A 23,640-nucleotide genomic window follows, 5' to 3' on the forward strand; every position below is an offset into this window, starting at 1 on the left:
CGGCGCAGCGTAAACGTCGGGGGAGCCCCGCCGTTTCAGCTTGGCCGGAACGCTCAGTCCTCGCGGACGCGCTTCTTGCGGAACGAGGGGTTCAGCACCTGCTTGCGCAGGCGGATCGATTTGGGCGTCACCTCGACCAGCTCGTCGCTTTCGATGTAGGCGATGGCCTGTTCCAGCGAGGGGCGGCGCGGGGGCGTCAGGCGCACGGCCTCATCCTTGCCCGAGGCGCGCACGTTGGTCAGTTGCTTGCCCTTGATCGGGTTGACGTCCAGGTCGTCCGACCGGCTGTTCTCGCCGATGATCATGCCCTGATAGGTCTTCTCGCCGGCGCCCACGAACATGACGCCGCGCTCCTCGAGGTTCCACAGGGCGTAGGCCGCCGTCTCGCCGTCGGAGTTGGAGACCAGCACGCCCTTCTGGCGGCCCTCGATGGCGCCCTTGTGCGGCTCATAGTGCGAGAAGACGCGGTTCAGCACGCCGGAGCCGCGCGTGTCGGTCAGGAATTCGCCCTGATAGCCGATCAGCGCGCGCGACGGGCACATCAGCTGGATGCGCGTCTTGCCGGCGCCCGACGGACCCATGTCCTTCAGCTCGGCCTTGCGCTGGCTCAGCTTCTCGATGACGACGCCGGTGAACTCGTCGTCGACGTCGATCATGACGTCCTCGATCGGCTCCAGCCGCTCGCCGTTCTCGCCGGTCTGATAGACCACGCGCGGACGGCTGATGGAGACCTCGAAGCCCTCGCGGCGCATGTTCTCGATCAACACGCCCAGCTGCAGCTCGCCGCGCCCGGCCACGTCATAGGCGTCGGCGCCCGGGGTTTCGGTCACGCGGATGGCGACGTTGGCCTCGGCCTCCTTCAGCAGGCGGTCCCGGATCACGCGCGACTGGACCTTGTCGCCCTCCCGCCCCGCCAGCGGACTGTCGTTGACGGCCACGGTCATGGAGATGGTCGGCGGGTCGATCGGCTGGGCGTCCAGCGGCTCGGTCACCTCCAGCGCGCACAGGGTGTCGGCCACGGTGGCTTTCGACATGCCGGCGATGGCGACGATGTCGCCCGCCTCGGATCCCGCGTCCAGCGGCTGGCGCTTCAGACCGCGGAAGGCCAGCACCTTGGTGATGCGGCCCTGCTCGATGGTCTTGCCGTCGCGGTCCAGCGCCTTGATCGGCATGCCCGGCACGGCCTTGCCGCTCTCGATGCGGCCGGTGAGGATGCGGCCCAGGAAAGGATCGCTCTCGATCAGGACGTTCAGCATGCGGAACGGCTTGTCGACGTTTTGCGCCACGGCCGGCGGCGGCACGTGGTCGACGATCAGGTCGAACAGCGGCGCCAACGTCTCGGAGGGCTGGTTCAGGTCCAGCGTGGCCCAGCCGTTGCGGCCCGAGGCGTAGATGTGGGGGAAGTCCAGCTGCTCCGGCGAGGCGCCGATGGCCTCGAACAGCTCGATGGTCTCCAGGTGCACCCGGTCCGGATCGGCGTGGGCGCGGTCGACCTTGTTGATGCACAGGATCGGGCGCAGGCCCATCTTGAGCGCCTTGGTCAGCACGAACTTGGTCTGGGGCATGACGCCCTCTTCTGCGTCCACCAGGATGACGCAGCCGTCGACCATGCCCAGGATCCGCTCGACCTCGCCGCCGAAGTCGGCGTGGCCGGGGGTGTCGATGATGTTGATGCGCGTCTCGCCCGCCTTGCCGTTCCACAGCACCGAGGTGGCCTTGGCCAGGATGGTGATGCCGCGCTCGCGCTCCTGGTCGTTGGAGTCCATGGCGCGCTCGGTGGTCGCCTCATTGGCGCGGAACACGCCCGACTGGGCCAGCAGCTGGTCCACCAGCGTGGTCTTGCCGTGGTCGACGTGGGCGATGATGGCGACGTTGCGCAGGTTCATTCAGGTAACGGGGAGGGGCGGCCGGAAACGGTCGGGCCGCGAGGTTTCGTGCGACGGTGCGGGGAGGCGCGCGCCTCATACAGAACAAGCGGGCGAAACGCCAGCGTGACGCCGCCGGGGGAATCGGCTTGAACGGCGGCCATGGACGCGGACCGGAACCTGGAAGAGCGGCTGATCGCGGCGGTGCGGAACGATCCCGACCTGATGCGGGTGCTGGAGACGACCGCGACGCTGGGCCTGAACGACTGGCTGATCTTCTCGGGCAGCGTCTACCAGTGCGTCTGGAATGCGGTGACCGGGCGTCCGCCGGGCCACGGGGTGAAGGATTTCGATCTCGGCTATTTCGACGAGGACGTCAGCTGGGAGGCCGAGGACGCGGTGATCGGGCGTGTGGCCGAGGCCTTCGACGAGCCTCTGCGGAGCCGGGTGGAAGTCAGGAACCAGCGGCGGGTGTCGGAGTGGTTTCCGGCGAAGTTCGGCGAGCCCTATCCGCCCGTGGCCAACACCGCCGCGGCGCTGGACCGGTTCGTGGCGCCCGCCTTCGCTGTCGGCGTGCGAATGGAGGCGGCCGGCCGGATGTCCGTGGTCGCGCCGTTCGGGCTGGACGACACGTTCGCGATGGTGGTGCGGCCCAATCCGAACCGGCCGCTGGCGAAGGATTGGGATCGCGTCGTCGCCGGGCTGCGCGCGCGGTGGCCGGAAGTCAGGGTGGAGGACGCATGATGCGACAGTGGACCGTGGACGCCTTCGCCGCCGGACCGTTTCTCGGCAATCCGGCCTGCGTGGTCGAACCGTTCGACGCCTGGCCCGACGACCGCTGGATGCAGGCGCTGGCGCGCGAGAACAATCAGGCCGAGACGGCCTTCCTGCGCCGCACCGCCGATGCGGCCCGGTTCGACCTGCGCTGGTTCACGCCGGGACAGGAGGTCGACCTGTGCGGCCACGCGACGCTGGGGGCCGCCCATGCGCTGTGGGCGGAGATGGGGTCCGGGGCCACCGACCTCGCGTTCGACACCCGCTCGGGACCGCTGTTCGTGCGGCGAGTCGCCGAGCTCTATGAAATGGACTTTCCGGCTGACGCGCCGCGGCCCTGCGCCGTTCCGCCGGGGCTGGCCGAGGCTCTGGGCGCGGAGCCGGTCGAGGTGCTGGCGGGCAGATACCTGCTGGTCGTCCTGCCCGACGCGGCGGCCGTCCAGGCGGTCTCGCCGGACTTGAAGGCGCTGGTCACGATCCGCGGAGCCGCGGGCGAGGCGGGGCACGTGATCGTCTGCGCCGCCGCCGACGCCGGCGACGACGTCGACGTGGTCGACCGCTTCTTCGCGCCGGGCTGCGGCGTCGACGAGGATCCGGCGACGGGATCGGCCCACTGTGTTCTGGCCCCCTTCTGGGCGGCCCGGCTCGGGCGCCCGACGGTGCGGTTCCGTCAGATCTTCCCCACCCGGGGCGGTGAAATCGAAACCGAGGTCCGGGGCGACCGGGTCCTGCTGCGCGGGCAGGCCGTCACGACCGTCGAGAGCCTGCTCCGGGTGTGACCGAAACGAAGAAGGGCGCGGACCCTTTCGGATCCGCGCCCCGTACCTCCGGATTGGGGTCGGAGGTCTTCGCGATCGCTTACCAGCGGCCGCGGTTGCGGTCACGGTCACGGTCGCGGCGCTCGATGCGGACGCGTTGCGACAGACGGTCGAAGCGGTAGTCCAGATCGCGGACTTCCTGACGCGACAGGCCGTTGTACGAGTAGCGACGCTCCAGCTGGACCAGCGCGTTCAGCTCGGCCCGGAGGCTGGAAGCCTCGCGGCGGCTCAGCGCGCCGTTGCGCAGGCCCTGGTCGATGCGCCGGTCGAGGTTGGCGACGCGACGGTGGATCGGCTGCCAGTTGCGGTCGTAGCCGTAGCCGTCGTCGTAGCCGTAACCCTGGCCGTAGGCGGGGGCGGTGCCGATCGACACGCGGACCTGGGCGGCGGCCGGAACCGCGACCGAAGCCGCGGCCAGGGCGAGGGCGGGGATCAGGAACTTCTTCATGGTGCGGTCTCCTTTCGACTGCCGCCGGACCGTTCGGATCCGACGTTGACCGCAGAAAAGCGCATCGCGCCTGAGCCGGGTCTGAACGACGCGGTTAAGAGACGGTTCATCTGCATGAATTGTTCGACACGCCCCTCTCGCCCCTCGCGCGCGGGCGAGAGGCGGGTTGGGAAAACGATGAAATGACTCTAGACCCCCCGTTCAGACGCCGTTCAGAGGCGTCGGGCCAGAAAGCCGACATGATCCGTATGTTCGCCCTGATCGCCGCCGCCGTCCTGACCGCCGCCCCGGGCGTGGTGCAGGCGCGCGTCGCCTTGCCCGAGGCCGCTCACGCCCAGGCGCAGGATCCGCAGGCCGCCATCCGCACCGTCGAGCGCGGGCGTCCCGGCCGGCGGGTGGGCGCCCGCGTCGAAGGTCAGAACGTCGTGGTCATCTGGGAATATCCCGGCGGCCGCATCGTCGAGATCGTCGTCGACGGCCGCACCGGCCGCATCCTTGGAGAGCGCTGATGCGGGTTCTGCTGGTCGAGGACGACGTCGATCTGTCGCGCCAGCTGAAAGGCGCACTCTCGGACGCCGGATATGCCGTGGACCACGCCTCCGACGGCGAGGAAGCCCATTTTCTCGGCGACACCGAACCCTATGACGTCATCGTGCTCGATCTCGGCCTGCCCAAGATCGACGGCGTGTCGGTGCTGGAGCGCTGGCGCCGCGAAGGCCGGACGACGCCGGTGCTTATCCTGACCGCCCGGGGCGCCTGGTCGGACAAGGTTTCGGGCTTCGACGCCGGCGCCGACGACTATCTGACCAAGCCGTTCCATACGGAGGAGCTGCTGGCGCGACTGCGCGCCCTTCTGCGGCGGTCGGCCGGAATCGCCTCGGCGACCCTGACGTGCGGCGCCCTGCGTCTGGATCCGCGCGCGGCGCGCGCCAGCGTGGACGGCGAACCGCTGCGCCTCACCAGCCTCGAATACCGGCTGCTGCATTATCTGATGATGCATCAGGGCAGGGTCATCAGCCGCACCGAGCTGGTCGAGCACCTGTACGATCAGGATTTCGATCGGGATTCCAACACCATCGAGGTGTTCGTCGGCCGGCTGCGCAAGAAGATCGGGCCCGACCGGATCGAGACCGTGCGCGGCCTCGGCTATCGGCTGACGCCCCTGCCCGGCGAGGCGGACGCCGCGTGACGTCGGCCCGGGGGGGCGTGCTGAAGGACTGGGGGCGCTGGTTCGGACGCCCCGGACGGTCGCTGACCCGACGCCTGATCTGGCTGGCGTCGGCCTGGATCCTCGCCGCCCTGCTGGCGACGGGTCTGGTGTTGACCTCGACGTTCAAGGAATCGGCCCTTCGGCGGCTCAGCGCCGACCTGTCGGACATGCTGGACCAGGTACTGCTGGCGACGGAAGCGTCGCCCGCCGGCGTGACCTCGCGCCAGCTCAGCGACCAGGCGACGCTGAATCTGTTCGGCGGCGCCTACTGGCAGGTGACCGAGCCGGTCGGCGAGGGAAGGCTGCGTCTGCTGACGAAGTCCGCCTCACTGTGGGACCAGAACCTGATCGTGCCGCCCGAGCTGCCGGGCATGCTGGCCGACGCGGCCGGTGAAACCATCAGCTTCAACGCCACCGGCCCGGACGGCGCGCCCCTGCGCGTGGCCGCCACGCAGAAGCGGCTGTCGGGCCGCGACCTGGTCTTCATGACCGCCGTCGACAGGGCGGCCGTGGACGCCGACGTGCGCCAGTTCTCGACGGTGACCTGGACGTCGCTTCTCCTGCTCGGTCTCGGTCTGGTCGTCGCGGTCTTCCTGCAGGTGCAGATCGGCCTGCGGCCCCTGTTCGCCCTGCGCAACGAGATTTCCGAGGTGCGCAAGGGTAAGGCGGCCCGGATCGCCGGCGACTACCCGGTGGAGATCGCGCCGCTTGCGCAGCAGGTGAACCGGCTTCTGGACCACAACCAGGACGTGGTGGAGCGGCAGCGGACCCACGTGGGAAATCTGGCCCACGCGCTGAAGACGCCGCTGTCGGTCATGCTGGCCGAGGCGGAAGGGCGCGGCGATCAGCTGGCCGAGGTCGTGCGTCGGCAGAGCGAGGCCATGCGCGGGCAGGTCGAGCACCATCTGCGGCGCGCCCGCGCCGCGGCCCGCGCCCAGGGGCTGGGCGAGCGCACTCCGGTGGCCGAGGTGATCGACGAAATGGCCGTGATGCTGGAGCGCGTCTTCCAATCAAAGGGCGTGGAGATCGACTGGCGGGCCCCCGACGACCTCGATTTCCTGGGCGAGCGTCAGGACCTGCAGGAAATTCTCGGCAACCTGATCGAAAACGCCTGCAAGTGGAGCGACCGCCGGGTCCGCGTCTCGGCGGGCGGGACCGGACTGGGCTGGATGGTGGCGGTGATCGAGGACGACGGCCCCGGCGTGCCGGCCGATCAGCTGGCGACCATGCTGAAGCGCGGCGAGCGCATGGATGAGACGGCGCCGGGATCCGGCCTGGGTCTGGCCATCGTCGACGATCTGGCCCGGGCCTACGGCGGCCGTCTGGTGCTGGGGGCCAGCGATCTGGGCGGGCTGAAGGCGACCCTCGATCTGCCCGCGGCGGAAGCCTGACCGTTTCACTTCCTTAACCCTGTCGGGTTCACCCTGCGAGCAGCCGGACCCGCGTTCGGCCGGTGGAGTGAGGAATGGCGGCGCTTTCGACCGCGCACAGGGCGGCCCTGACGGCCCTCGTCGACCAGTGTCCGGACGCGGTCCTGACGCGGCTGGTCCGCGTCGTGCCGCAAATGGGCGGCGGTGGCCGTGCCTCCGAACTCATGGCCATCCTCGAGGAGGCGATGCGCAACCGGCGTCGCCGCGCCGTCGCCTTCGCGCCCTTTCTGCCGCTGTTCCAGCCGCGCGAAGACGGAGTGGAAGGCCTGACCTTCCCCCGTGTCCTCCTCGGCAGGCTGTGGAGCGCCGCGGTGCAAGGGCAGGAGGCTCATCTGCCCCTGCTGGATGAGCGCGACGGGTCCGCCGACCGCGTCGCCGACCGCCTTTGCCGCGCCGCCGCCGGCGCCTTGCGGGACCGTCCCGACGAGATCTGGCCCCCGGGACTGACGCCCGACACGCGTGAGCGCGATCTGGCCGAGCTGTCGGGATGCCTCGACCTAGCCCCTCTGGCCCGGCAGGGCGCGCGCCAGCTGCCGGACTGGCTCAAGGCCGGCGGCGGCGACCGCACGGGTCTGCGCCTTCTGCTGAAGGACGCCGCGTCGATCGCGCCGGACGGCGCCACGCGTCTGGTCGAGATCCTTTTCGCCCATCTGGCCGAGGCGCCCGCCATCCTGCGCATCGTCACCCGCACGGCGTCGGCGGCGGCACGGGAAGAATTTCTCGAAGGCTCCGAGCTGGCCGACTTCGTGGCCCGCATCGTTCGCGCCGTGCGCGTGCGCACCGAGGGCGCCGAGTTCGATCCCGACGGCGGGGCGGAGGCCGTGGCCGCGACGGTCGCGGGCCTGCGCTGGGCGGCCGACGCCCTGACCCAGATCGACATCAGCCTGGAAACGGATCCGGCCGGGGACTGGAGCCGGGAAATCGGCGTGGTCCGCCGCGGTCTCACCGCACGGCTGGGAACCTGGATGCGCGACGCCGACAGGGCCGTGCGCGGCGCCGCGCCCCGCGCCCGCGTGCGGCTGGGCGGTCGCAACAGCCGGCAGGGCCCCGATCTGGACACGCCGCTGGAGCCGGCGACCGCACGGCGTGCGGTCGCTCACGCCGCCTTCCTCGCCTCGCTGCGGGGGCCGGCCGCCACCTTCGGCTGCGAAGGCGACCGCAAGGCCAGCGTCGAAGCCGCGACCAAAGAACTGGCCGACTGGGCCGACGAGGCGATCCATGCCGTCAACGCGGGCGAAACGGCGGACGAGGACGCCGCCTTGGCCCGGATCGCGCACGTCGCCGAGGTGCTGAACGCGCTGGAGGCCGTCGACGCGGCGCGCACCGTCAAGCGCCGCCTCGCCGTGGCCGGCGCGCATCAGGGCGAGGCCCGGTCCGCCTGAGGCGGCGGGTGCGACGCCGGGCCGTTTCCGTCGCGCGCGCGATTGGTCTAGAGCGTCGGCCATGTTCGCCTTCTGGGGCCTGACCGGCCTGGCGGCCGCCGGGGCCGTCCTTCTGATCCTGAGTTTCGCCCGCCGCGCCGAACTGGCGCGCGGCTCCGCCGTGGCCGACGACGGTCCGGTGCGTGAGCTGGAAGAACTGGAGCGGCTGAAGGCGCGCGGTCTTCTCGACGACGCCGGTTTCGACCTGGCCCGCGCGGAGGTGGCCCGCCGCGCCCTCGCGGCCGAGCCCGAGGCGGGTCTCACGGAAGTGACGGCCCGGGCGCGGCGGTGGGTTCCGCTGGGCGCGGCCGCGGCGGTGCTGGCGGCCGGCGGCCTGTATTTCGGGCTTGGCCGTCCGGGCATGGCCGACCAGCCCATGGCCGGACGCGTCGCGCAGTGGGCGGCGTCGCCGCAGACGCTGGACGCGCCCCGCGCGGCGGCGGTGATGGCCGAAGTCGTGCGGCGAAATCCGGACGATCCGCAGGCGCTGGCGCTGCTGGGGGCCGCGCGGTTTGAGGCGGGTGATCCGGTGGGGGCCGCGTCCGCGTTCCGGCGCCTGCTGGCCCTGCACCCCGAAGACGCGCAGGCGTGGGCCCGGCTGGGCGAAAGTCTGGTGCGCGCGGCCGAGGGCCGCGTCGACGGCGACGCCGAGGCGGCATTCCGCGAGGCTCTGCGGCTGGATCCGGATCAGTTAGGCGCGCGCTACTTCCTCGGCGAGGCCGCTCTGGAGCGTGGGGACGCGCAGGGCGTGCGCGAAATGTGGGGCCCGCTGATCGCGGCGCTTGATCCGGCGGATCCGCGACGCGCCGATCTGGTCGCCCGTCTGCCGGGGGGCGGCGCGTGAGCTGGCTGCCGAAGTCGCCCAAGGCGCGTCGCCGCCTTTGGGTCGTGATGGCGGTAGGGCCGCTTCTGGCGGCGGCGGTCGGCCTGACGCTGTGGGCCCTGCGCGACGGCGTGACGTTTTTCGTGACGCCGTCCGAGGCGACGGCGGAGGCCGCTCCGGCCGGGCGTCACGTGCGGCTGGGCGGTCTGGTCGAGGCCGGCAGCGTGACCCGCGATGCCGACGGCACAGTGCGTTTCCGCGTCGGAGACGGCGCGGCCACCACGACGGTCACGTTCAGGGGCGATCTGCCCGACCTGTTCCGCGAGGGGCAGGGGATCGTGGCGGAGGGCGCCTTCCGGGCCGACCGCAGCTTCGAGGCCACCCAGGTGCTGGCCAAGCACGACGAGACCTACATGCCGCGCGAGGTGGCCGAAAAGCTCAAGGCGCGGGGCGAGTGGCGACCCGAGACCGGGAGCCCCGAGCTGTGATCGCGGAATTCGGCGCCTTCTGCCTGATGCTGAGCCTGACGCTGTCGCTGGCGTGGACCGGCTTCGCCGTCGCCGGCCGGCTGCGCTCCGGCGCGTTGATGGCCGGCGCGGGCCAGGGCGCCGCCATCGCCTGCTTCGGCGCCCTCGCGCTCGCCTTTCTGGCCCTGATCTTCGCCTTCTGGACCTCGGACTTCTCGCTGACGGTGGTCGCGAGCAACAGCCACGTCGACAAGCCGGCCCTGTACAAGGTCGCAGGCGCCTGGGGGAACCATGAGGGTTCGCTGCTGCTCTGGTGCCTGGTCATGGCCGGCTTCGGCGCCCTGCTGGCCGGCGCGCGCGGGCTCGGCTTCCGGCTGAAGACCTCGGCGGTCGCCGTGCAGGGCGCGCTGACGTCCCTGTTCGTGGGCTTCGCCGTCTTCACCTCGAGCCCTTTCGCCCGGCTGGACGACCCGCCGGTGGTCGGGCTTGGGCTGAATCCGCTGCTGCAGGACCCTGCCTTGGCCCTGCATCCGCCGCTGCTCTACGGCGGCTACGTCGGCCTGTCGGTCTGCTTTTCCCTGGCCGTGGCGGCGCTGATCGAAGGCCGGAGCGGATCGGCCATGTGGCCGGCTTGGGGGCGCTGGGTGCGGCCGTGGGCGCTGGCGTCGTGGGCGCTGCTGACGGTGGGCATCGCCCTGGGCAGCTTCTGGGCCTACTACGAGCTGGGCTGGGGCGGCTGGTGGTTCTGGGACCCGGTGGAGAACGCCAGCTTCATGCCGTGGCTGGCGGCGGCGGCCCTGCTGCATTCGGCCGTGGTCACCGAGCGTCGCGGCGCGCTGGCGGGCTGGACCACCTTTCTCGCCCTTCTGGCCTTCACGTTTTCCATGCTGGGGGCCTTCCTCGTCCGGTCGGGGGTGCTGACCAGCGTCCATGCCTTCGCCGTCGACCCGGAGCGGGGACTGGCCCTGCTGGGCATCCTCGGCCTCGCGGCCGGCGCCGCCTTCGCCCTGTTCGCGTGGCGCGCTCCGAAGCTGACGCCCGGCGGGGCCTTCGCCCCCATCAGCCGCGAGGCCGCGCTGGTGCTGAACAACCTGTTCCTGACCGTGGCCGCCGCGACCGTCCTGCTGGGAACCCTCTATCCGCTGATCCTCGAGGCGGCGACGGGCGAGACCATCTCGGTCGGGCCGCCCTATTTCGCCCTGACCTTCGTCCCGCTCATGACCGCCATGGCCCTGATCCTGCCCGCCGGGCCCCTGCTGGCGTGGAAGCGCGGCGACCTCAAAGGCGTTGGGCAGCGCCTGACGCTTGCCGCGGCCTTGTCTCTGGCCGCAGGACTGCTGGCGCTGGCGCTGTGGAGCCCGGCACGCGCGGCGACGGCGATGGGCGCGGCGGTCGCGGCCTGGCTGGTGCTGGGATCGATCAGCGAGGTGGCCGACCGGGTGCGCCTGTTCCGCGCCCCCGCGGCGGAGACCGCGCGCCGGGCCCGGGCCCTGCCGTCGTCGGCTTGGGGCACGACGCTGGCCCACCTGGGTCTTGGCCTGTTCATACTCGGGGCGGCCGTCGAGACCGGCCTGAAGACGGAACGGCAGGCCGTTCTCCCGATCGGCGGAGAGGTCGCGGCGGGCCCGTACGTCGCCCGCGTCGAGCAGGTCGGCGTGGTCGAAGGACCGAACTTTCTGGCGGAGCGCGCGACCTTCACGGTGCGGACCGCCGACGGTCGGGCGGCGCGGACGATCACGGCCGAGCGTCGCTTCTTCCCCGCGGGCGGACAGACGACGACCGAGGTCGGACTGGATTTCCGCGGGCTGGACGACGTCTATCTGACGGTCGGAGAGCGGGCCGCGACCGCCGACGGCCGGCGGGCATGGAGCGTGCGGATGGCGCACAATCCGATGGCGCGGCTGATCTTCCTCGGGCCGGCGATCATGGCGCTGGGCGGACTGCTGTCGCTGATGGACCGCCGGCTGCGACGCGCGCCGACGCGGAGGCTCGGATGAGGATCGTCGCCGCCGTCGCCGCCCTGTTCCTGATCGCGGCCGAGCCCCTGCCCGCGCCCGACGCTCCGCTGCCAGATCCCGCCCAGGAGGCGCGTGCGCAGGCTCTGTTCGAAGAGATCCGCTGCGTCGTTTGCCAGCATGAATCGGTCGCCGATTCACCGGCGGGCCTCGCCGCCGACGTCCGGGCCGAGGTCCGCGGCCGCATCGCGGCCGGCGCCACGGACGACCAGATCCGGGCCGGTCTGGTGGAGCGCTGGGGAGACTTCGTCCTGTTTCGGCCGCCCTTCGATCCCGGCACGCTGCTGCTGTGGCTTGGACCTCTGGCGCTGCTGCTGGCGGGCGCCGGGCTGGCCGTGGCGCGCGCGCGCAAGCCGGCGCCGGAGCCGACGCCCCTGAGCCCGGCGGAAGAGGCCGCGCTGGCCAAGGCTCTCAAACAGGACAGGCTTCGCCATGAAGCCGCCGCCGACGCGCCCGACGGCCGCCGATGAAAGCGGTCATCACGGGAGTCAGGTTGGGCGCGCGCACGGCAACGGCTATATCCACGCCATGCCGGGCCTCCGACCCGGGACAGGGGACGTCCGCCAGACGATGATGAAGCGCAAGGAATTCATTCTGGGGGCCGCCGCGGGCCTGCTGGTGGCCGCGGCCGCGACCGCAGGCGGCTTGATGCGCTGGCCAGGCGACGGCCTGCGGATCACGCCGAATTCCGGCGTCGCCGGCGCGCCTTTCGCCCAGCCGCCGGGAGCGCCCGCAAGCTTCGCCGCCATCTTCGACCAGGTCGCTCCGGCCGTGGTTCAGATCGACGTGCGCACCCGCATCCCCGGGACCGCGCGCCGCATCCCGGGTCTTCCGTTCGAGTTCCGCACGCCGGAAGGCCAGGGCGGCGAGGAGGAAGGGCAGCTGGCCGCCGGCGCCGGCTCGGGCTTCTTCATTTCTTCGGACGGCTACATCGTCACCAACAACCATGTCGTCGAGAACGCGGAGGAAATCGTCGTCCGCCTCGCCGACAACCGCGAACTGCGCGCGCGGCTGGTGGGACGCGACGAGAGCACCGACCTGGCCGTCATCAAGGTCGAGGGCGACCGCTTCGCCTATGTCAGCTTCGAGGATTCGGCGGAGCCGCGCGTCGGCGACTGGGTCATCGCCGTGGGCAATCCGTTCGGGCTGGGCGGCACGGCGACGGCCGGCATCGTCTCGGCCAAGTCGCGGGATCTCAGCCAGCAGCGCGAGTCCAGCGCCTACGTCGACTACATCCAGATCGACGCGGCCATCAACACGGGCAACTCCGGCGGACCGACCTTCGACGTGCATGGGCGCGTCATCGGCGTGAACACGGCGATCTTCTCGCCCAACGGCGGCTCGATCGGTATCGGCTTCGCCATCCCCGCCGACGTCGCCAAGACGATCACCGAGCGGTTGATGCGCGGCGAACAGATCGAGCGGGGCTACGTCGGCGTCGAGATCGGCGACCTCGAACCCTATCGCGAGGCGCTGGGGCTCCCGCAGACCGCCCGAGGCGCCCTGGTCGCCGGCGTCACCGCTGGCGGGCCGGCCCAGCGCGCGGGCCTGCAGCCGGGCGACATCGTCCTGTCCGTCGACGGAAACGCGGTTGACGGTTCGACCGACATGACCCGGCGGGTCGGTGCGGCCCGCGTCGGCCAGTCACTGAGGCTGGAGGTGCTGCGCGCCTCGGGCCGGACGACGGTGACCGTCCGCGCCGCCCGTCGCCCTCCTGAATCCGAGTTGAACGCCGGTCAGCCCGGTCAGGGGGCGGGTCGTGAGGCGCCGGCCTCGCCGGGCACGGAGGTCGCCGGCATCTCGCTGGCGCCGATGAGCGCGCAGCAACGCGCGCGCTACTCCATCCCCGCCAGCGTCAACGGGGTGGTGGTGACCGGCGTCGCCCGCGGCAACTCCAGCGGCTTCTGGCCGGGCATCGTGATCCTGCGCGTCGGCATGGCCGAGGCGCGTTCGGTGGAGCAGATCCAGGCCGAGGTGAACAGAGCGCGCGCCGCGGGCCGCGACTCGATCTTCCTGCTGGTCTGGACGGGTGAGGGCAACGCCGCCGTGGCGCTGGACCTGCCACGCGAACGGTAGAACGATCACGGATGAACTGCGGTCCCGCGAATCGGGCCCGGACGGAGGGGTGAGGCGATGCGGATTCTGGTTGTCGAGGACGATGCGGACGCCGCCACCGCCATGGTGCGGGGGCTGTCCGAAGCCGGGCACGAGGCGGTGCACGCCGTCGACGGCGCGTTCGGCCTGCTGGAGGCGCAGAAGGGCGGCTACGACGTCTACGTCGTGGACCGGATGATGCCGCGTCTGGACGGCATCGGCATGGTCGAGACCCTCCGCAAGGAGGGCGACCAGACGCCGGTCCTGTTCCTGTCCGCGCTGGGCGAGGTCGAGGACCGGGTGACGGGCCTGAAGGCCGGCGCCGACGACTATCTGGTGAAGCCCTATGCCTTCTCCGAGCTGATCGCCCGGGTCGAGGCCCTGTCGCGCCGTCGGGAGACGGGCTCGGTGGCCACGGTTCTGAAGGTCGGCGATCTGGAGATGAACCTGATCAGCCGCGAGGTGCATCGCGGCGGCCAGGAGATCGATCTGCAGCCGCGCGAGTTCCAGCTGCTGGAATTCCTGATGCGCCACGCCGGCCAGTCAGTGACCCGCACCATGCTGCTGGAGAAGGTGTGGGAGTATCATTTCGACCCCCAGACCAACGTCATCGACGTCCACATCAGCCGTCTGCGCGCCAAGATCGACAAGGGCTTCGACAAGGCCATGCTGCAGACCGTGCGCGGGGCGGGATACCGTCTGGAGGCCTAGGGCCTTCCGATGAAGCTGCCCTCCCTCTTCCGCCGCACGCCGTTCCGGCTGACGCTGCTGTTCCTCGCCCTGTTCGCGGCGGTGGCGGCGGCGGTGCTGGCCTACGTCTACGTGGCCTCGGCGCAGGAGGCGCGCACGCGGGCCGAACGCAGCGTGCGCGGCGAGATGGAGATTCTGACGGGCATTCATCGCGAGCGGGGCATCGACGCCCTGAACCGCGCGCTGATCGACCGGACACTGTCGAACGGCTCCTATCTCTACATCCTGATGACGGCGGACGGGCAGAAGATCACCGGCAATCTGACGACCTCGCCGATCACCGACTTCGAGGGTTCCCGCCAGTGGGAGACGTTCCGCTTCACCGACGTCGACCCGGACGGGCGCGTCGTCCGTACCCAGTCGATGGGCGTGCAGGTCCGGCTCTCGACCGGCGAGATGCTGTTCGTCGGCGAGGACATCGGCGACATGGAGCGTTACCTCGCCCGGCTGACGCAGGCCCTGTGGGGCGCCATGGCGCTGGTGCTGCTTCTGGGGGTGGGCGGCGGCCTGCTGGTCAGCCGTAACGTCGAAAAGGCCATGGCCCGCCTGAACACCGTCGTCGGCGCGGTGCAGGACGGCGACCTGAAGGCGCGCGTGGCCGTGCGCGGATCGGGCGACGAGCTGGACGAGCTGGGTCAGGGGCTGAACCTGATGCTGGATCGCATGGAGGCCTCGATGGCGTCCATCCGCCATGCCGGCGACGCGATCGCGCACGATCTGCGCAGCCCCCTGACGCGGATGCGGGCCAGGCTCGAGGTCGCCCTGATCGACGCGGAGGCCGGGAAGGTCGACGGGGTGGAGGCGCTGGAGACGGCCCTGGCCGAGGCCGACAATCTGTTGAAGACCTTCAACGCCGTGCTGGCCATCGCCCGGCTGCAGGCCGCGGCGGGCGCGGGACGCACCCCCGATCCCAGCCGCTTCGACGCCGCCGATCTGGCCGCCGACATGGCCGAGCTCTACGAGCCGGCCAGCGAGGACAAGGGGATGGAGTTCTCCGCCGAGATCGAGCGGGGACTGATGGTCGACGCGAACCGCGCCTTCCTGTCGCAGGCGCTGGCCAATGTGCTGGACAACGCCATCAAATACACGCCGGCGGGCGGCGCGGTGGTGCTGCGGGCCCGCCGGCGCAGTTCCGGCGACGTGGAGTTCTCCGTCACCGACACCGGTCCCGGCGTGCCCGAGGCGGATCGCGAGCGCGTGCTTCAGCGCTTCGTCCGGCTGGACAACAGCCGCACCGAGCCGGGCTCCGGCCTCGGCCTGTCGCTGGTGGGCGCCGTCATGGAGGCGCACGGAGGGCGCATCCAGCTGGATGAGGGACCCGGGGAATACGGCGGACAGGGACCGGGCCTGCGCGTGGCCCTGATCCTGCCGGCGGCGGAGGCGTGACCCGTCTTCGACCCTGCGGTCCCGTGGTCGACGCCGCCGCGGCGGACCGGGCGCATGAGCGGCTGTCGCAGGCGGCGGCGGAGCAGGGATGGACCGGTCTTCTGGACGCCGCCTGGGCGGCGCTTGCGCCGGCGTTCGCCGCGTCCCCTTATCTGTTCGGCCTCGCACGGCGCTGGCCGGACATGCTGCGCGGGGTCCTGGAACACGGGCCCGACGCGCGTCGCGACGCCGTGCTGACGGCCACGGCGGCACTGACCGGCGGCGCGGACGACATACGGGCGCCGCTTCGGCGGCTGAAGGCGGAGCTGCACCTTCTGACCGCATTGGCGGACCTCGGAGGGCTGTGGGATCTCGACGCCGTCACCCACGCCCTGAGCCGTTTCGCCGACGCCTCGGCGGCCGCCGCCCTCGCCGCGGTCGCCCATGACCAGCGCGAGCGCGGCAAGCTGATCTCCGCGCCCGACGACGCCCGCGGCCCCATGCCCGGGCTTTTCGGCCTCGCCATGGGCAAGCACGGCGCGGACGAGCTGAACTATTCGTCGGACATCGACGTCAGCCTGTTCTGGGATCCCGATCGCGTCACCGACGCCCTGGCGGACGGGGTGGAGCCGCAACGGTTTCTGGATCGCCTGACCCACGCCTTCTCCCAGCTGATGCAGGACCGCACCGGCGACGGCTATGTGTTCCGCGTCGACCTGCGGCTGCGGCCCGACCCGTCGTCCACCCCGCCCTGCGTCGCGGCGCCGTTCGCGCTCGGCTACTACGAGAGCGTCGGCCAGAACTGGGAGCGGGCGGCCTTCATCAAGGCGCGGCCGGTGATCGGCGATGCGGAGGCCGCGCGGGCGTTTCTGAAGGCGCTGACGCCTTTCGTCTGGCGCCGCAGCCTGGACTATCAGGCCATCCTCGACGTGCATTCGATCAAGCGCCAGATCCATGTGCACAAGACCGGCGAGGGGCTCGAGGCGGCGGGCGCCAACCTCAAGCTGGGGCGCGGCGGCATCCGCGAGATCGAGTTCTTCGCCCAGACGCAGCAGCTCATCCTCGGCGGTCGCGACCCGGCGCTGCGCGCGCCCCGCACGCTGGACGCGCTGGCGGCGCTGGAGGCGGCCGGACACGTGTCGCCGGAGGTGCGGCTGGAACTGTCCGAAGCCTACGTCGAACTGCGCGCGCTGGAGCACCGGGCGCAGATGCTGGATGACGAGCAGACCCACCTGCTGCCGGTCGATCCCGACCGTCGGCGGGCCGTGGCGGCGCTGGCGGGCGAGGGCGATCTGGCGCTGTTCGACGCGTCGGTCGAGGGTCTGCTGGCGGGCGTGAACCACCGTTACGGCCAGTTGTTCGAAGGGGAGGAAGACCTGTCGTCGTCCTACGGCAGTCTGGTCTTCACGGGGGTCGAGAACGATCCGGGCACGCTGGACACGCTCAGCCGCATGGGCTTCTCGGAGCCCGCGGCGGTCGCCGACACGATCCGCTCGTGGCACCACGGCCGCATTCCGGCGACCCGCACGGCGCGCGGACGCGAACTGTTCACCCGCCTGGCTCCCAAGCTTCTGACCGCCATGGCGGAGACGGGCGCGCCGGACGCGGCGTTCCGCCGGTTCGGGTCTTTCTTCAGCGGCTTGATCGCCGGGGTCCAGGTGCAGGCCCTGTTCCTGAACCAGCCGGCGCTGTTCCGGACGATCGTCGGCGTCATGGCCCATGCGCCGCGGCTGGCGCGCATGCTGGGTCGCCGTCCCGCCATTCTCGACAGCGTGCTGGACGCGCGGCTGTATCTGGACCTCGACGAGGATTCCGGCGTCGTCGGTCAGATGCTGGCCGAGGCCGCGGCGGCCGACTTCGAGGAGGCGATGAACGTGGTGCGCCGCGTCCATCGTGAACAGGTGTTTCGCATCGGCCTGCAGGTCCTGACGGGGCGCGCCGGGGCGGATGCGGCGGGCCGCGGCTACACCGCCCTGGCCGACGCCGCGCTGCATGCCCTTGCCGACGCGGCCCTGCGTGAGGTGTTGCGACAGGGCGGCGCGATCGAGGGCGCAGTCGCAGTCGTCGCGCTGGGCAAGGCGGGATCGCGCGAGATGACGGCGGGATCCGATCTGGATCTGATGACCCTTTATCAGGCGTCGCCGGACGCCGTCTCGACGCTGAAGGGCTGGTCGCCGGAGGTCTTCTACGTGCGCTTCACCCAGCGCCTGATTGCGGCCCTGTCGGCCCATACGGCGGAAGGCGAGCTGTATGAAGTGGACATGCGCCTGCGGCCGACGGGGTCCAAGGGGCCGGTGTCGCTCAGCCTCGGCGCGTTCCGCGCGCATCATCTGGACCAGGCCGACACATGGGAACGGATGGCGCTGACCCGGGCCCGCGTCGTCTGGGCCAGCGATCCCGCTTTCGCCCGCGCCGTCGAGAGCGAGATCGAAAGCGTCCTGCGGGCGCCGAGGCCCGGCGTCGATCTGGCCGGCGACGTCCGCGCCATGCGCGATCTTATGGACCGTGAGCGCGCGCCTTCGGGCTTCTGGGACCTGAAACTGACTCCCGGAGGGCAGGTGGACGCCGAGTTCATCGCCCAGTTTCGTCAGCTTGAGGCGGCCCGCGAGGGCGCCACCCTCACCCCCTCCACCGTCGAGGCCTTGCGGGAGGACCCGGCGCCGGCGCGGTCGTGGACGCTCCACCAGGCTGTCGGGCAGGTGCTGGCGTGCGCCTTCGAGGATCGCCCCGTGCCGGAGGACGAGCCGCAGGGTCTGCGCGACCTGCTGGCCCGTGCAGGCGACGCTCCGGACTTCGAGAGCCTCAGGGCGGAGCTCGCGTCCGTGCGCGCCGCCACGCGGGCGGAACTGGAGCGTCTGCTGCCCCGGCGCGACGGAACCGCCGAAGGGTCGCGTTGAAGTCTGCGACGGGGCAGACATCGGGCCGCTTCACGGGGCCCATCGGAGACACAGCGACATGAAGCGCACCCTAATCATCGGCGGCCTGGCCGCCCTCACGCTGACCGCCGGCGGCGTCGCGGTGGCCCAGCAGGTCCCGCAGGATCCGCCGCGTCATGCGCGCGGCGACAAGGACGGCGACGGCCGGGTTTCGAAGGCGGAGTTCGTCGACGGCCGCCTGGCCCGTCTCACGGCGCTCGACGCCGACCGCGACGGCACGGTTTCGGCCGCGGAGATGCAGGCCGGCCGTGAGGCGCGCCGCGCCGCCGGCGCCGACCGCGCCTTCGGCCGGATGGACGCGAACGGCGACGGCGCCGTCACCCGCGCGGAGTTCGACGCCTCGCGCGCCGGGCGGGGCGAGCGCAGGGCCGAACGCGGCGAGCGCCGCGGCGGACGCGGCATGCACCGTGGCGGCGGTCGTCGGGGCGGAATGGAGCGCGGCCCCGTCGTGATCGCCGACGCCCGGACGCGCGCCGAGCAAGGCTTCGCCCGTCTGGACGCCAATGGCGACGGCTACGTGAGCGCCGAGGAGCGTCAGGCGCAGCGCGCCGAGCGCCGCGAACGCCGGTCGCGTCCGGCGCCCGCTTCGGAATAAGGTTCATGTCGGGATCGACGATCGCGATCGGCGGTTCTTTCCTCAGACGCGAGGCGGAGCGGCCGCGAGACGTGATCGTCGATCCCGATCTGGACCTTGTGCGGCGCGTGGGCCGCGGCGATCCCGCGGCGGTGCAGGCGCTGGTGGCGCGCAAGCTGCCGCGGCTTCTGGCCTTGGCGCAGCGCATGCTGAACGACCCGGTCGAGGCGGAGGACGTGGCGCAGGAGGCGATGCTGCGGGCCTGGAAGCAGGCCCCCAGGTGGACCCCGGGCAGGGCGCGGTTCGACACGTGGCTGCACCGCGTGGCGCTGAACCTGTGCTACGACCGCCTGCGTCGGCGGAGGGAGCGCCCCGTCGAGGCGCCTCCTGAGCAGATCTATGAGGGTCCCGCGCCGGATCGGGGTCTGATGGCCCTGGACGTCGGCCGGCGGGTGGACGCGGCCCTGGCCGCCCTGCCCGACCGCCAGCGCGAGGCGGTGGTCCTGTGCCACCACCAGGGGTTGGGAAACATCGAGGCCGCGGCCGCGATGGACATCAGCGTCGAGGCGCTGGAGAGCCTGCTGTCGCGCGGGCGCCGCGCCCTGAGGACCGCCTTGGCCGACCTGCGGCCCGGCGCGGAAGGAGCATGATCATGAAGCGCGAGCGCTTCGAAAACCTGGCGGGGACCTACGGCGGCGACCTGCGCCGGTGGCCCGGGTCCGATCGCGCGGCGGCGGAGCGGCTGCTGGCCGACGCCCCCGAATTGCGCGCGGTGCTGGACGAGGCGGCGACGCTGGACGTCCTGCTGCACGCCTCGCCGACGCCTTCGCCCTCTCCCGCGCTGCGGGATCGCGTGATCGCGGCCGCGCCGAAGCCGGCGCGCCTGCCGGCGCTGGCCGGGCTTGCGGGATGGGCCGGCGTGCTGTCGCCCGCGGGGTGGAGCCGGACCGGGGTCGCGTTCGGCGCCGGATGGGCGGCCGCGACCTGCGCCGGCGTGGTCGCCGGTCTGATGCTGACCCAGACCCTGACCGCCGACGCCCAGGCCGACGCCGTGCTGTATCAGGCGTCGCTCAGCGCCGTGGACGACGTGGACCTGCTGGGATGAGCATGCGCGGCTTGAAGATCGCCCTTGTGGTTCTGGTGCTGGTGAATGTGTTCGCGCTGGCGGCGCTGGGCACGACCCTGGTCCAGTTGAAGCGCGTCGAGACGCGGCTGGAGACCGAGCATCGTCCCGGCGGCGAGCGGCGCTCGCCCCGGCAGATGCTTCGCGACATGGAGCCCGTCACGCGCGACCGGGTCGAGCAGGCCCTGCGCGCCTCGGCTCTGGCGGCCAAGCCCGATTTCGAGGAGGCCCGGCGGCTGCGGCGTGAGGCGGTCGCGGCGGTCTCGGCGCCGGAGTTCGACGCCGCCGCGGTAACGACGCTGCTGGAGGGGTCGCGCGCCGCCGAACTGCGCGGGCGGCAGCGGCTGGAGCGGGACGCGCTGGCGCTGATGGAGACGCTGGAACCGCAGGACCGCGCCCGCCTCGCCCCGCTGCTGGCCCGGTCGGGCAGGAGCCGGGGCGGCGGGCGCGGCGAGCGCCCGCCCGAAGCGAAGGCGGACTAGACCCGCTCGCTCAACTTGATGGCCGTGCGGCAGCCGGCCTTGATGACCTCGGACAACAGGCGATGCGCGGGCGCCTCGCGGCTGCCGCTGGCGACGGCGTGATCGTGGTGAGCCAGCTCGTCGTCCCGGAAGGTCTGCAGCTCGGCCGCCAGCGCCGGGTCGCGATCCCCAAGCTCGGCGATCTGGGCGGCGTAGTGCTTCTCGATCACGCTCTCGACCGCCTCGGTGCAGGCGTGCGCGGCCTTCTCGCCCAGCAGGGCGGTGCCCGCGCCCAGCGCCCCGGCCGCCAGCCGCCAGAGGGGCAGGAGCGCGGTCGGCGCGACGCGGTGCTGCGTCAGAAGAGCCTCGAACCGCGAGAGATGCACCTGCTCGTGCGCCTCCATCTCCGTCAGGTCGGCGGCGACGCCGGCGCGGCCGCGGCGCGCCTCGAAGACGGCGCGCTGGGCGCGATAGATGTGGACGGCGGCGTATTCGCCGGCGTGGTCGACGCGCAGGATTTCGGCCATGCGGCGGCGCGGCTGGCCCGGACCGGGCCGGGGCAGGGGCGGCGGGGCGTGGTCAGCCTCTGGGGGCACGGGCGTCCTTCGGACGTTTGGCGGCCAGCAGGCTGAAGATCGCCAGACCGGCCGAAATCAGGGTGTTCCATCCTGCCATGGACAGGCCCGCGAAGCGCCACGTCACGGCGTCGCAGAAGACCGGCTTCGGCGGCTCGCCGGTGCCCATGGCCAGCGCGGCGAGCGATTCCAGAGACGGCACGCCGGCCCCGCCGGAGCAGGTGGCCGGCAGCTCCCACCACTTCATCTCGCCGCCGGCATGATAGGCGGCGGTGATCGCGCCGGTGGTGAAGACGGCGAACAGCAGGAAGGACGCCACGCGCGGAGTGCCGCGGCTGGCGCGGCTGATCACGGCCCACAGGGTGGCGACCAGGGCGATCGCGACCGCGCCCCAGTACACCTCGCGCTGCTTGAGGCAGAGGTTGCACGGCGCCAGCCCGCCGAACCGCTCGAACGCGTGAGCGGCGCCCAGCAAGGCCAGCGAGGCCGCCAGGGCGAAGGCGGTCCACCAGCGGGTCAGGAGGCGATAGAGGCCGATCATCCGCCGTTCTTAGCGCCGCCGTGGGCGCGCGTCGATGCGATCAGGCGCCGACGCCGAAGCGCGCGGCCAGACCGACCGCCCATCCCGCGCCGAGCCAGAAGCCGGCGGCCACGGTGAGCAGCGCCGCCGCCCACCCGGTCGCGACCGCCGCGCCCCCGAGCACGAACAGGCCGTCGCGCTGGATCAATCCGACCGACAGCAGCGTCAGCGCCACCGACGGCACGGTGTTGGTCATCGGCAGAACGATGGTCAGCGTCGCCAGGATCATGAAGACGGCGGCGGCCCGTTCCGCCCAGCCTTCGGCGAACAGACGCAGCCGCGGACGCGACAGGCGTTCGGTCCAGCCCATGCTCTTCGTGGCGAAGTCGGCCATGCGGTCGAGCCATGGCTTAGAGACCGACCGCTTCAGTATCGTCTCCGGCAGCCAGGGCTCCGTTCGGCCGACCAGCATCTGGCCCGCCAGCAGGAGGATGGGGATGCCGACGATCTGCGGCACGCCGTACAGCGCCGGCACCAGGCAGGGCACGGCGAGGATCAGGATCATCAGGCCGAACGCGCGCTCGTCCAGTCGGTCCCGGATTTCACGCAGCGTCATGCCGTCGGGCCCGGCGTTCTCCGACAGGCTGCGGATCAGGGCGATGAACCCCTGGCCGGGATCGTCTCGGTGGCGGTCGGGGTCGGTCATCGGCGCTCCGGAGAGGGTGGAAGGCGCTTAGCCGATGCGGCGCCGGCCTGCCACCCGCCGATCACATGGGCGTGGCGCGGCTTGGCTTGACGGTCCCGGATCACTAGGTTCCGCCGCGAAACCGGCCTTCAGAGCCGCCCGCATGTCAGGAGACGCCCCATGGACGACGCCGCGCACCCCACCGCCGAGGCCATCGACCGCGAGAACCCGCTGGGCGTGGACGGTTTCGAATTCGTGGAGTTCACCGGGCCCGAGCCCGAAGCCATGGTCGCGCGACTGGAGCTGATGGGCTTCACGCAGACCCACGTTAACCCGACGACGGGCGCCGTCCGGCTGAAGCAGGGCGACATCACGCTGCTGGTCAACCGCGCGCCCAAGGGCCAGGCCGAAGAGTTCGCACGCGAGCACGGTCCGTCGGCGAACGGCATGGCCTTCCGGACCAGCGACGCCAAGGCGGCGTATGAGGGCGCGGTGGCGCGCGGCGCGAAACCGGCGGAAGGGCATCACGGCGGCGCCCTCGGCGACGGCTACCCCTACGTCCTGCAGGGCATCGGCGGCTCGCTGCTCTACGTCGTCGACAAGTACGGCGAGAAAGGCTCGCTGTACGACGGTTGGGACGAGATCGAGGGCTGGGAGGAGGCCGAGCGCAAGAACTCCGTCGGCCTGTTCTGCCTCGACCACCTGACGCACAACGTTCGTCGCGGCCAGATGCGCAACTGGTCGGGCTTCTACGGTCAGGTGTTCGGCTTCGAGGAGCAGAAGTATTTCGACATCAAGGGCAAGGCCACCGGCCTGTTCTCGCAGGCCATGATCGCGCCCGACCGGGCCATCCGCATCCCGCTGAACGAGAGCCAGGACGAAAACTCCCAGATCGAGGAATTCCTGCGCCGCTACAACGGCGAGGGGATCCAGCACATCGCCCTGGCCACGGACGACATCTTCGAGACCGTCGAGGAGATGAAGCGCCGCGGCATTCCCTTCCAGGACACGATCGAGACCTATTTCGAACTGATCGACAAACGCCTGCCGGGCCACGGCGAGGACGTGGAGCGGATGCGGAAGAACCGCATCCTCATCGACGGTTCGGACGAAGACGGCCTGCTGCTGCAGATCTTCACCCAGGACACCTTCGGCCCGATCTTCTTCGAGATCATCCAGCGCAAGGGCAACCAGGCGTTCGGCGAGGGCAATTTCCAGGCCCTGTTCGACTCGATCGAGCTGGATCAGATCCGACGCGGCGTCATCAAGGTCGACGCCTGACGCTT

Annotated in this window: 24 protein-coding genes; 19 read left to right on the top strand and 5 right to left on the bottom strand. The window is 71.6% G+C overall.

Annotated elements, in window-relative coordinates:
* Positions 1-53: 53 nt before the first annotated feature.
* Positions 54-1,886 (bottom strand): translational GTPase TypA, encoded by a 1,833-nt coding sequence (typA, locus tag VGR32_RS03640; RefSeq protein WP_327448145.1) that lies wholly within the window; start codon positions 1,884-1,886, stop codon positions 54-56.
* A 141-nt stretch (positions 1,887-2,027) separates the two neighbouring features.
* Here typA and VGR32_RS03645 point away from each other — a divergent pair, with 141 nt between their 5' ends.
* Positions 2,028-2,609: a nucleotidyltransferase family protein gene (locus VGR32_RS03645; protein ID WP_327448147.1), complete on the top strand. Its 582-nt coding sequence runs from the start codon at positions 2,028-2,030 to the stop codon at positions 2,607-2,609.
* Positions 2,609-3,418 carry a PhzF family phenazine biosynthesis protein gene (locus VGR32_RS03650; RefSeq protein ID WP_327448583.1) on the top strand — a complete coding sequence of 270 codons (810 nt, stop codon included), beginning with the start codon at positions 2,609-2,611 and terminating at the stop codon, positions 3,416-3,418. Before VGR32_RS03645 ends, VGR32_RS03650 begins: the two co-directional genes overlap by 1 nt.
* Positions 3,419-3,497: 79 nt before the next feature.
* Here VGR32_RS03650 and VGR32_RS03655 read toward each other — a convergent pair whose 3' ends face one another.
* Positions 3,498-3,905, bottom strand: coding sequence for a hypothetical protein (locus VGR32_RS03655; protein ID WP_327448149.1), 408 nt, complete (start codon positions 3,903-3,905; stop codon positions 3,498-3,500).
* 239 nt (positions 3,906-4,144) lie between these two features.
* On the opposite strand from VGR32_RS03655, the gene VGR32_RS03660 reads away from it, so the two are divergent.
* From VGR32_RS03660 to VGR32_RS03735, 16 genes are all read left to right on the top strand, one after another.
* Positions 4,145-4,414, top strand: a complete 270-nt coding sequence (locus VGR32_RS03660; RefSeq protein WP_327448151.1) for a hypothetical protein — start codon at positions 4,145-4,147, stop codon at positions 4,412-4,414.
* Complete coding sequence (locus tag VGR32_RS03665) at positions 4,414-5,094, top strand: response regulator transcription factor (protein ID WP_327448153.1); 681 nt, start codon at positions 4,414-4,416, stop codon at positions 5,092-5,094. Before VGR32_RS03660 ends, VGR32_RS03665 begins: the two co-directional genes overlap by 1 nt.
* A complete protein-coding gene (locus VGR32_RS03670) occupies positions 5,091-6,506 on the top strand; it encodes a sensor histidine kinase (protein ID WP_327448155.1) in 1,416 nt (471 codons plus the stop codon). The genes VGR32_RS03665 and VGR32_RS03670 overlap by 4 nt, the downstream gene beginning before the upstream one ends.
* 74 nt (positions 6,507-6,580) lie before the next feature.
* Positions 6,581-7,927 carry a hypothetical protein gene (locus tag VGR32_RS03675; RefSeq protein ID WP_327448157.1) on the top strand — a complete coding sequence of 449 codons (1,347 nt, stop codon included), beginning with the start codon at positions 6,581-6,583 and terminating at the stop codon, positions 7,925-7,927.
* Between the two features lie 61 nt (positions 7,928-7,988).
* Complete coding sequence (gene ccmI, locus VGR32_RS03680; RefSeq protein WP_327448159.1) at positions 7,989-8,810, top strand: c-type cytochrome biogenesis protein CcmI; 822 nt, start codon at positions 7,989-7,991, stop codon at positions 8,808-8,810.
* Positions 8,807-9,277 (top strand): cytochrome c maturation protein CcmE, encoded by a 471-nt coding sequence (ccmE, locus tag VGR32_RS03685; RefSeq protein ID WP_327448161.1) that lies wholly within the window; start codon positions 8,807-8,809, stop codon positions 9,275-9,277. Before ccmI ends, ccmE begins: the two co-directional genes overlap by 4 nt.
* Positions 9,274-11,253, top strand: coding sequence for a heme lyase CcmF/NrfE family subunit (locus tag VGR32_RS03690; RefSeq protein ID WP_327448163.1), 1,980 nt, complete (start codon positions 9,274-9,276; stop codon positions 11,251-11,253). The genes ccmE and VGR32_RS03690 overlap by 4 nt, the downstream gene beginning before the upstream one ends.
* On the top strand, positions 11,250-11,741 hold the full coding sequence (locus VGR32_RS03695) for a cytochrome c-type biogenesis protein (RefSeq protein WP_327448165.1): 492 nt from the start codon (positions 11,250-11,252) through the stop codon (positions 11,739-11,741). The genes VGR32_RS03690 and VGR32_RS03695 overlap by 4 nt, the downstream gene beginning before the upstream one ends.
* A gap of 58 nt (positions 11,742-11,799) precedes the next feature.
* Positions 11,800-13,347 carry a trypsin-like peptidase domain-containing protein gene (locus tag VGR32_RS03700; protein ID WP_327448167.1) on the top strand — a complete coding sequence of 516 codons (1,548 nt, stop codon included), beginning with the start codon at positions 11,800-11,802 and terminating at the stop codon, positions 13,345-13,347.
* 57 nt (positions 13,348-13,404) lie between these two features.
* A complete protein-coding gene (locus VGR32_RS03705) occupies positions 13,405-14,076 on the top strand; it encodes a response regulator transcription factor (protein WP_327448169.1) in 672 nt (223 codons plus the stop codon).
* Positions 14,077-14,085: 9 nt separating this feature from the next.
* Positions 14,086-15,501, top strand: a complete 1,416-nt coding sequence (locus tag VGR32_RS03710) for a HAMP domain-containing sensor histidine kinase (protein WP_327448171.1) — start codon at positions 14,086-14,088, stop codon at positions 15,499-15,501.
* Positions 15,498-18,377 carry a bifunctional [glutamine synthetase] adenylyltransferase/[glutamine synthetase]-adenylyl-L-tyrosine phosphorylase gene (locus tag VGR32_RS03715; RefSeq protein WP_327448173.1) on the top strand — a complete coding sequence of 960 codons (2,880 nt, stop codon included), beginning with the start codon at positions 15,498-15,500 and terminating at the stop codon, positions 18,375-18,377. The genes VGR32_RS03710 and VGR32_RS03715 overlap by 4 nt, the downstream gene beginning before the upstream one ends.
* Before the next feature lie 58 nt (positions 18,378-18,435).
* The gene (locus tag VGR32_RS03720; RefSeq protein WP_327448175.1) at positions 18,436-19,011 is read left to right on the top strand and encodes an EF-hand domain-containing protein; all 576 of its coding nucleotides are present in this window, start codon (positions 18,436-18,438) and stop codon (positions 19,009-19,011) included.
* A gap of 5 nt (positions 19,012-19,016) precedes the next feature.
* Positions 19,017-19,640 carry an RNA polymerase sigma factor gene (locus VGR32_RS03725; RefSeq protein ID WP_327448177.1) on the top strand — a complete coding sequence of 208 codons (624 nt, stop codon included), beginning with the start codon at positions 19,017-19,019 and terminating at the stop codon, positions 19,638-19,640.
* Positions 19,641-19,642: 2 nt separating this feature from the next.
* Positions 19,643-20,095 (top strand): hypothetical protein, encoded by a 453-nt coding sequence (locus tag VGR32_RS03730; protein WP_327448179.1) that lies wholly within the window; start codon positions 19,643-19,645, stop codon positions 20,093-20,095.
* 2 nt (positions 20,096-20,097) lie between these two features.
* Positions 20,098-20,595 carry a periplasmic heavy metal sensor gene (locus VGR32_RS03735; protein WP_327448585.1) on the top strand — a complete coding sequence of 166 codons (498 nt, stop codon included), beginning with the start codon at positions 20,098-20,100 and terminating at the stop codon, positions 20,593-20,595.
* On the opposite strand, the gene VGR32_RS03740 is transcribed toward VGR32_RS03735, so the two are convergent.
* Genes VGR32_RS03740 through VGR32_RS03750 form a run of 3 tightly spaced genes read right to left on the bottom strand, consistent with a single transcriptional unit; the run spans position 20,592 to position 22,375 of the window.
* Positions 20,592-21,101 (bottom strand): demethoxyubiquinone hydroxylase family protein, encoded by a 510-nt coding sequence (locus VGR32_RS03740; RefSeq protein ID WP_327448587.1) that lies wholly within the window; start codon positions 21,099-21,101, stop codon positions 20,592-20,594. The genes VGR32_RS03735 and VGR32_RS03740 overlap by 4 nt on opposite strands.
* A gap of 52 nt (positions 21,102-21,153) precedes the next feature.
* Positions 21,154-21,690, bottom strand: coding sequence for a disulfide bond formation protein B (locus tag VGR32_RS03745; protein ID WP_327448181.1), 537 nt, complete (start codon positions 21,688-21,690; stop codon positions 21,154-21,156).
* Between the two features lie 40 nt (positions 21,691-21,730).
* A complete protein-coding gene (locus tag VGR32_RS03750) occupies positions 21,731-22,375 on the bottom strand; it encodes an exopolysaccharide biosynthesis protein (protein WP_327448183.1) in 645 nt (214 codons plus the stop codon).
* Positions 22,376-22,534: 159 nt separating this feature from the next.
* Between VGR32_RS03750 and hppD the strand changes: the two genes are divergently transcribed.
* Positions 22,535-23,635: a 4-hydroxyphenylpyruvate dioxygenase gene (gene hppD / locus VGR32_RS03755; RefSeq protein ID WP_327448185.1), complete on the top strand. Its 1,101-nt coding sequence runs from the start codon at positions 22,535-22,537 to the stop codon at positions 23,633-23,635.
* The last annotated feature ends 5 nt before the right edge of the window (positions 23,636-23,640 follow it).

The organism is Brevundimonas sp. (assembly GCF_035935935.1).
Classification (GTDB): Bacteria; Pseudomonadota; Alphaproteobacteria; order Caulobacterales; family Caulobacteraceae; genus Brevundimonas.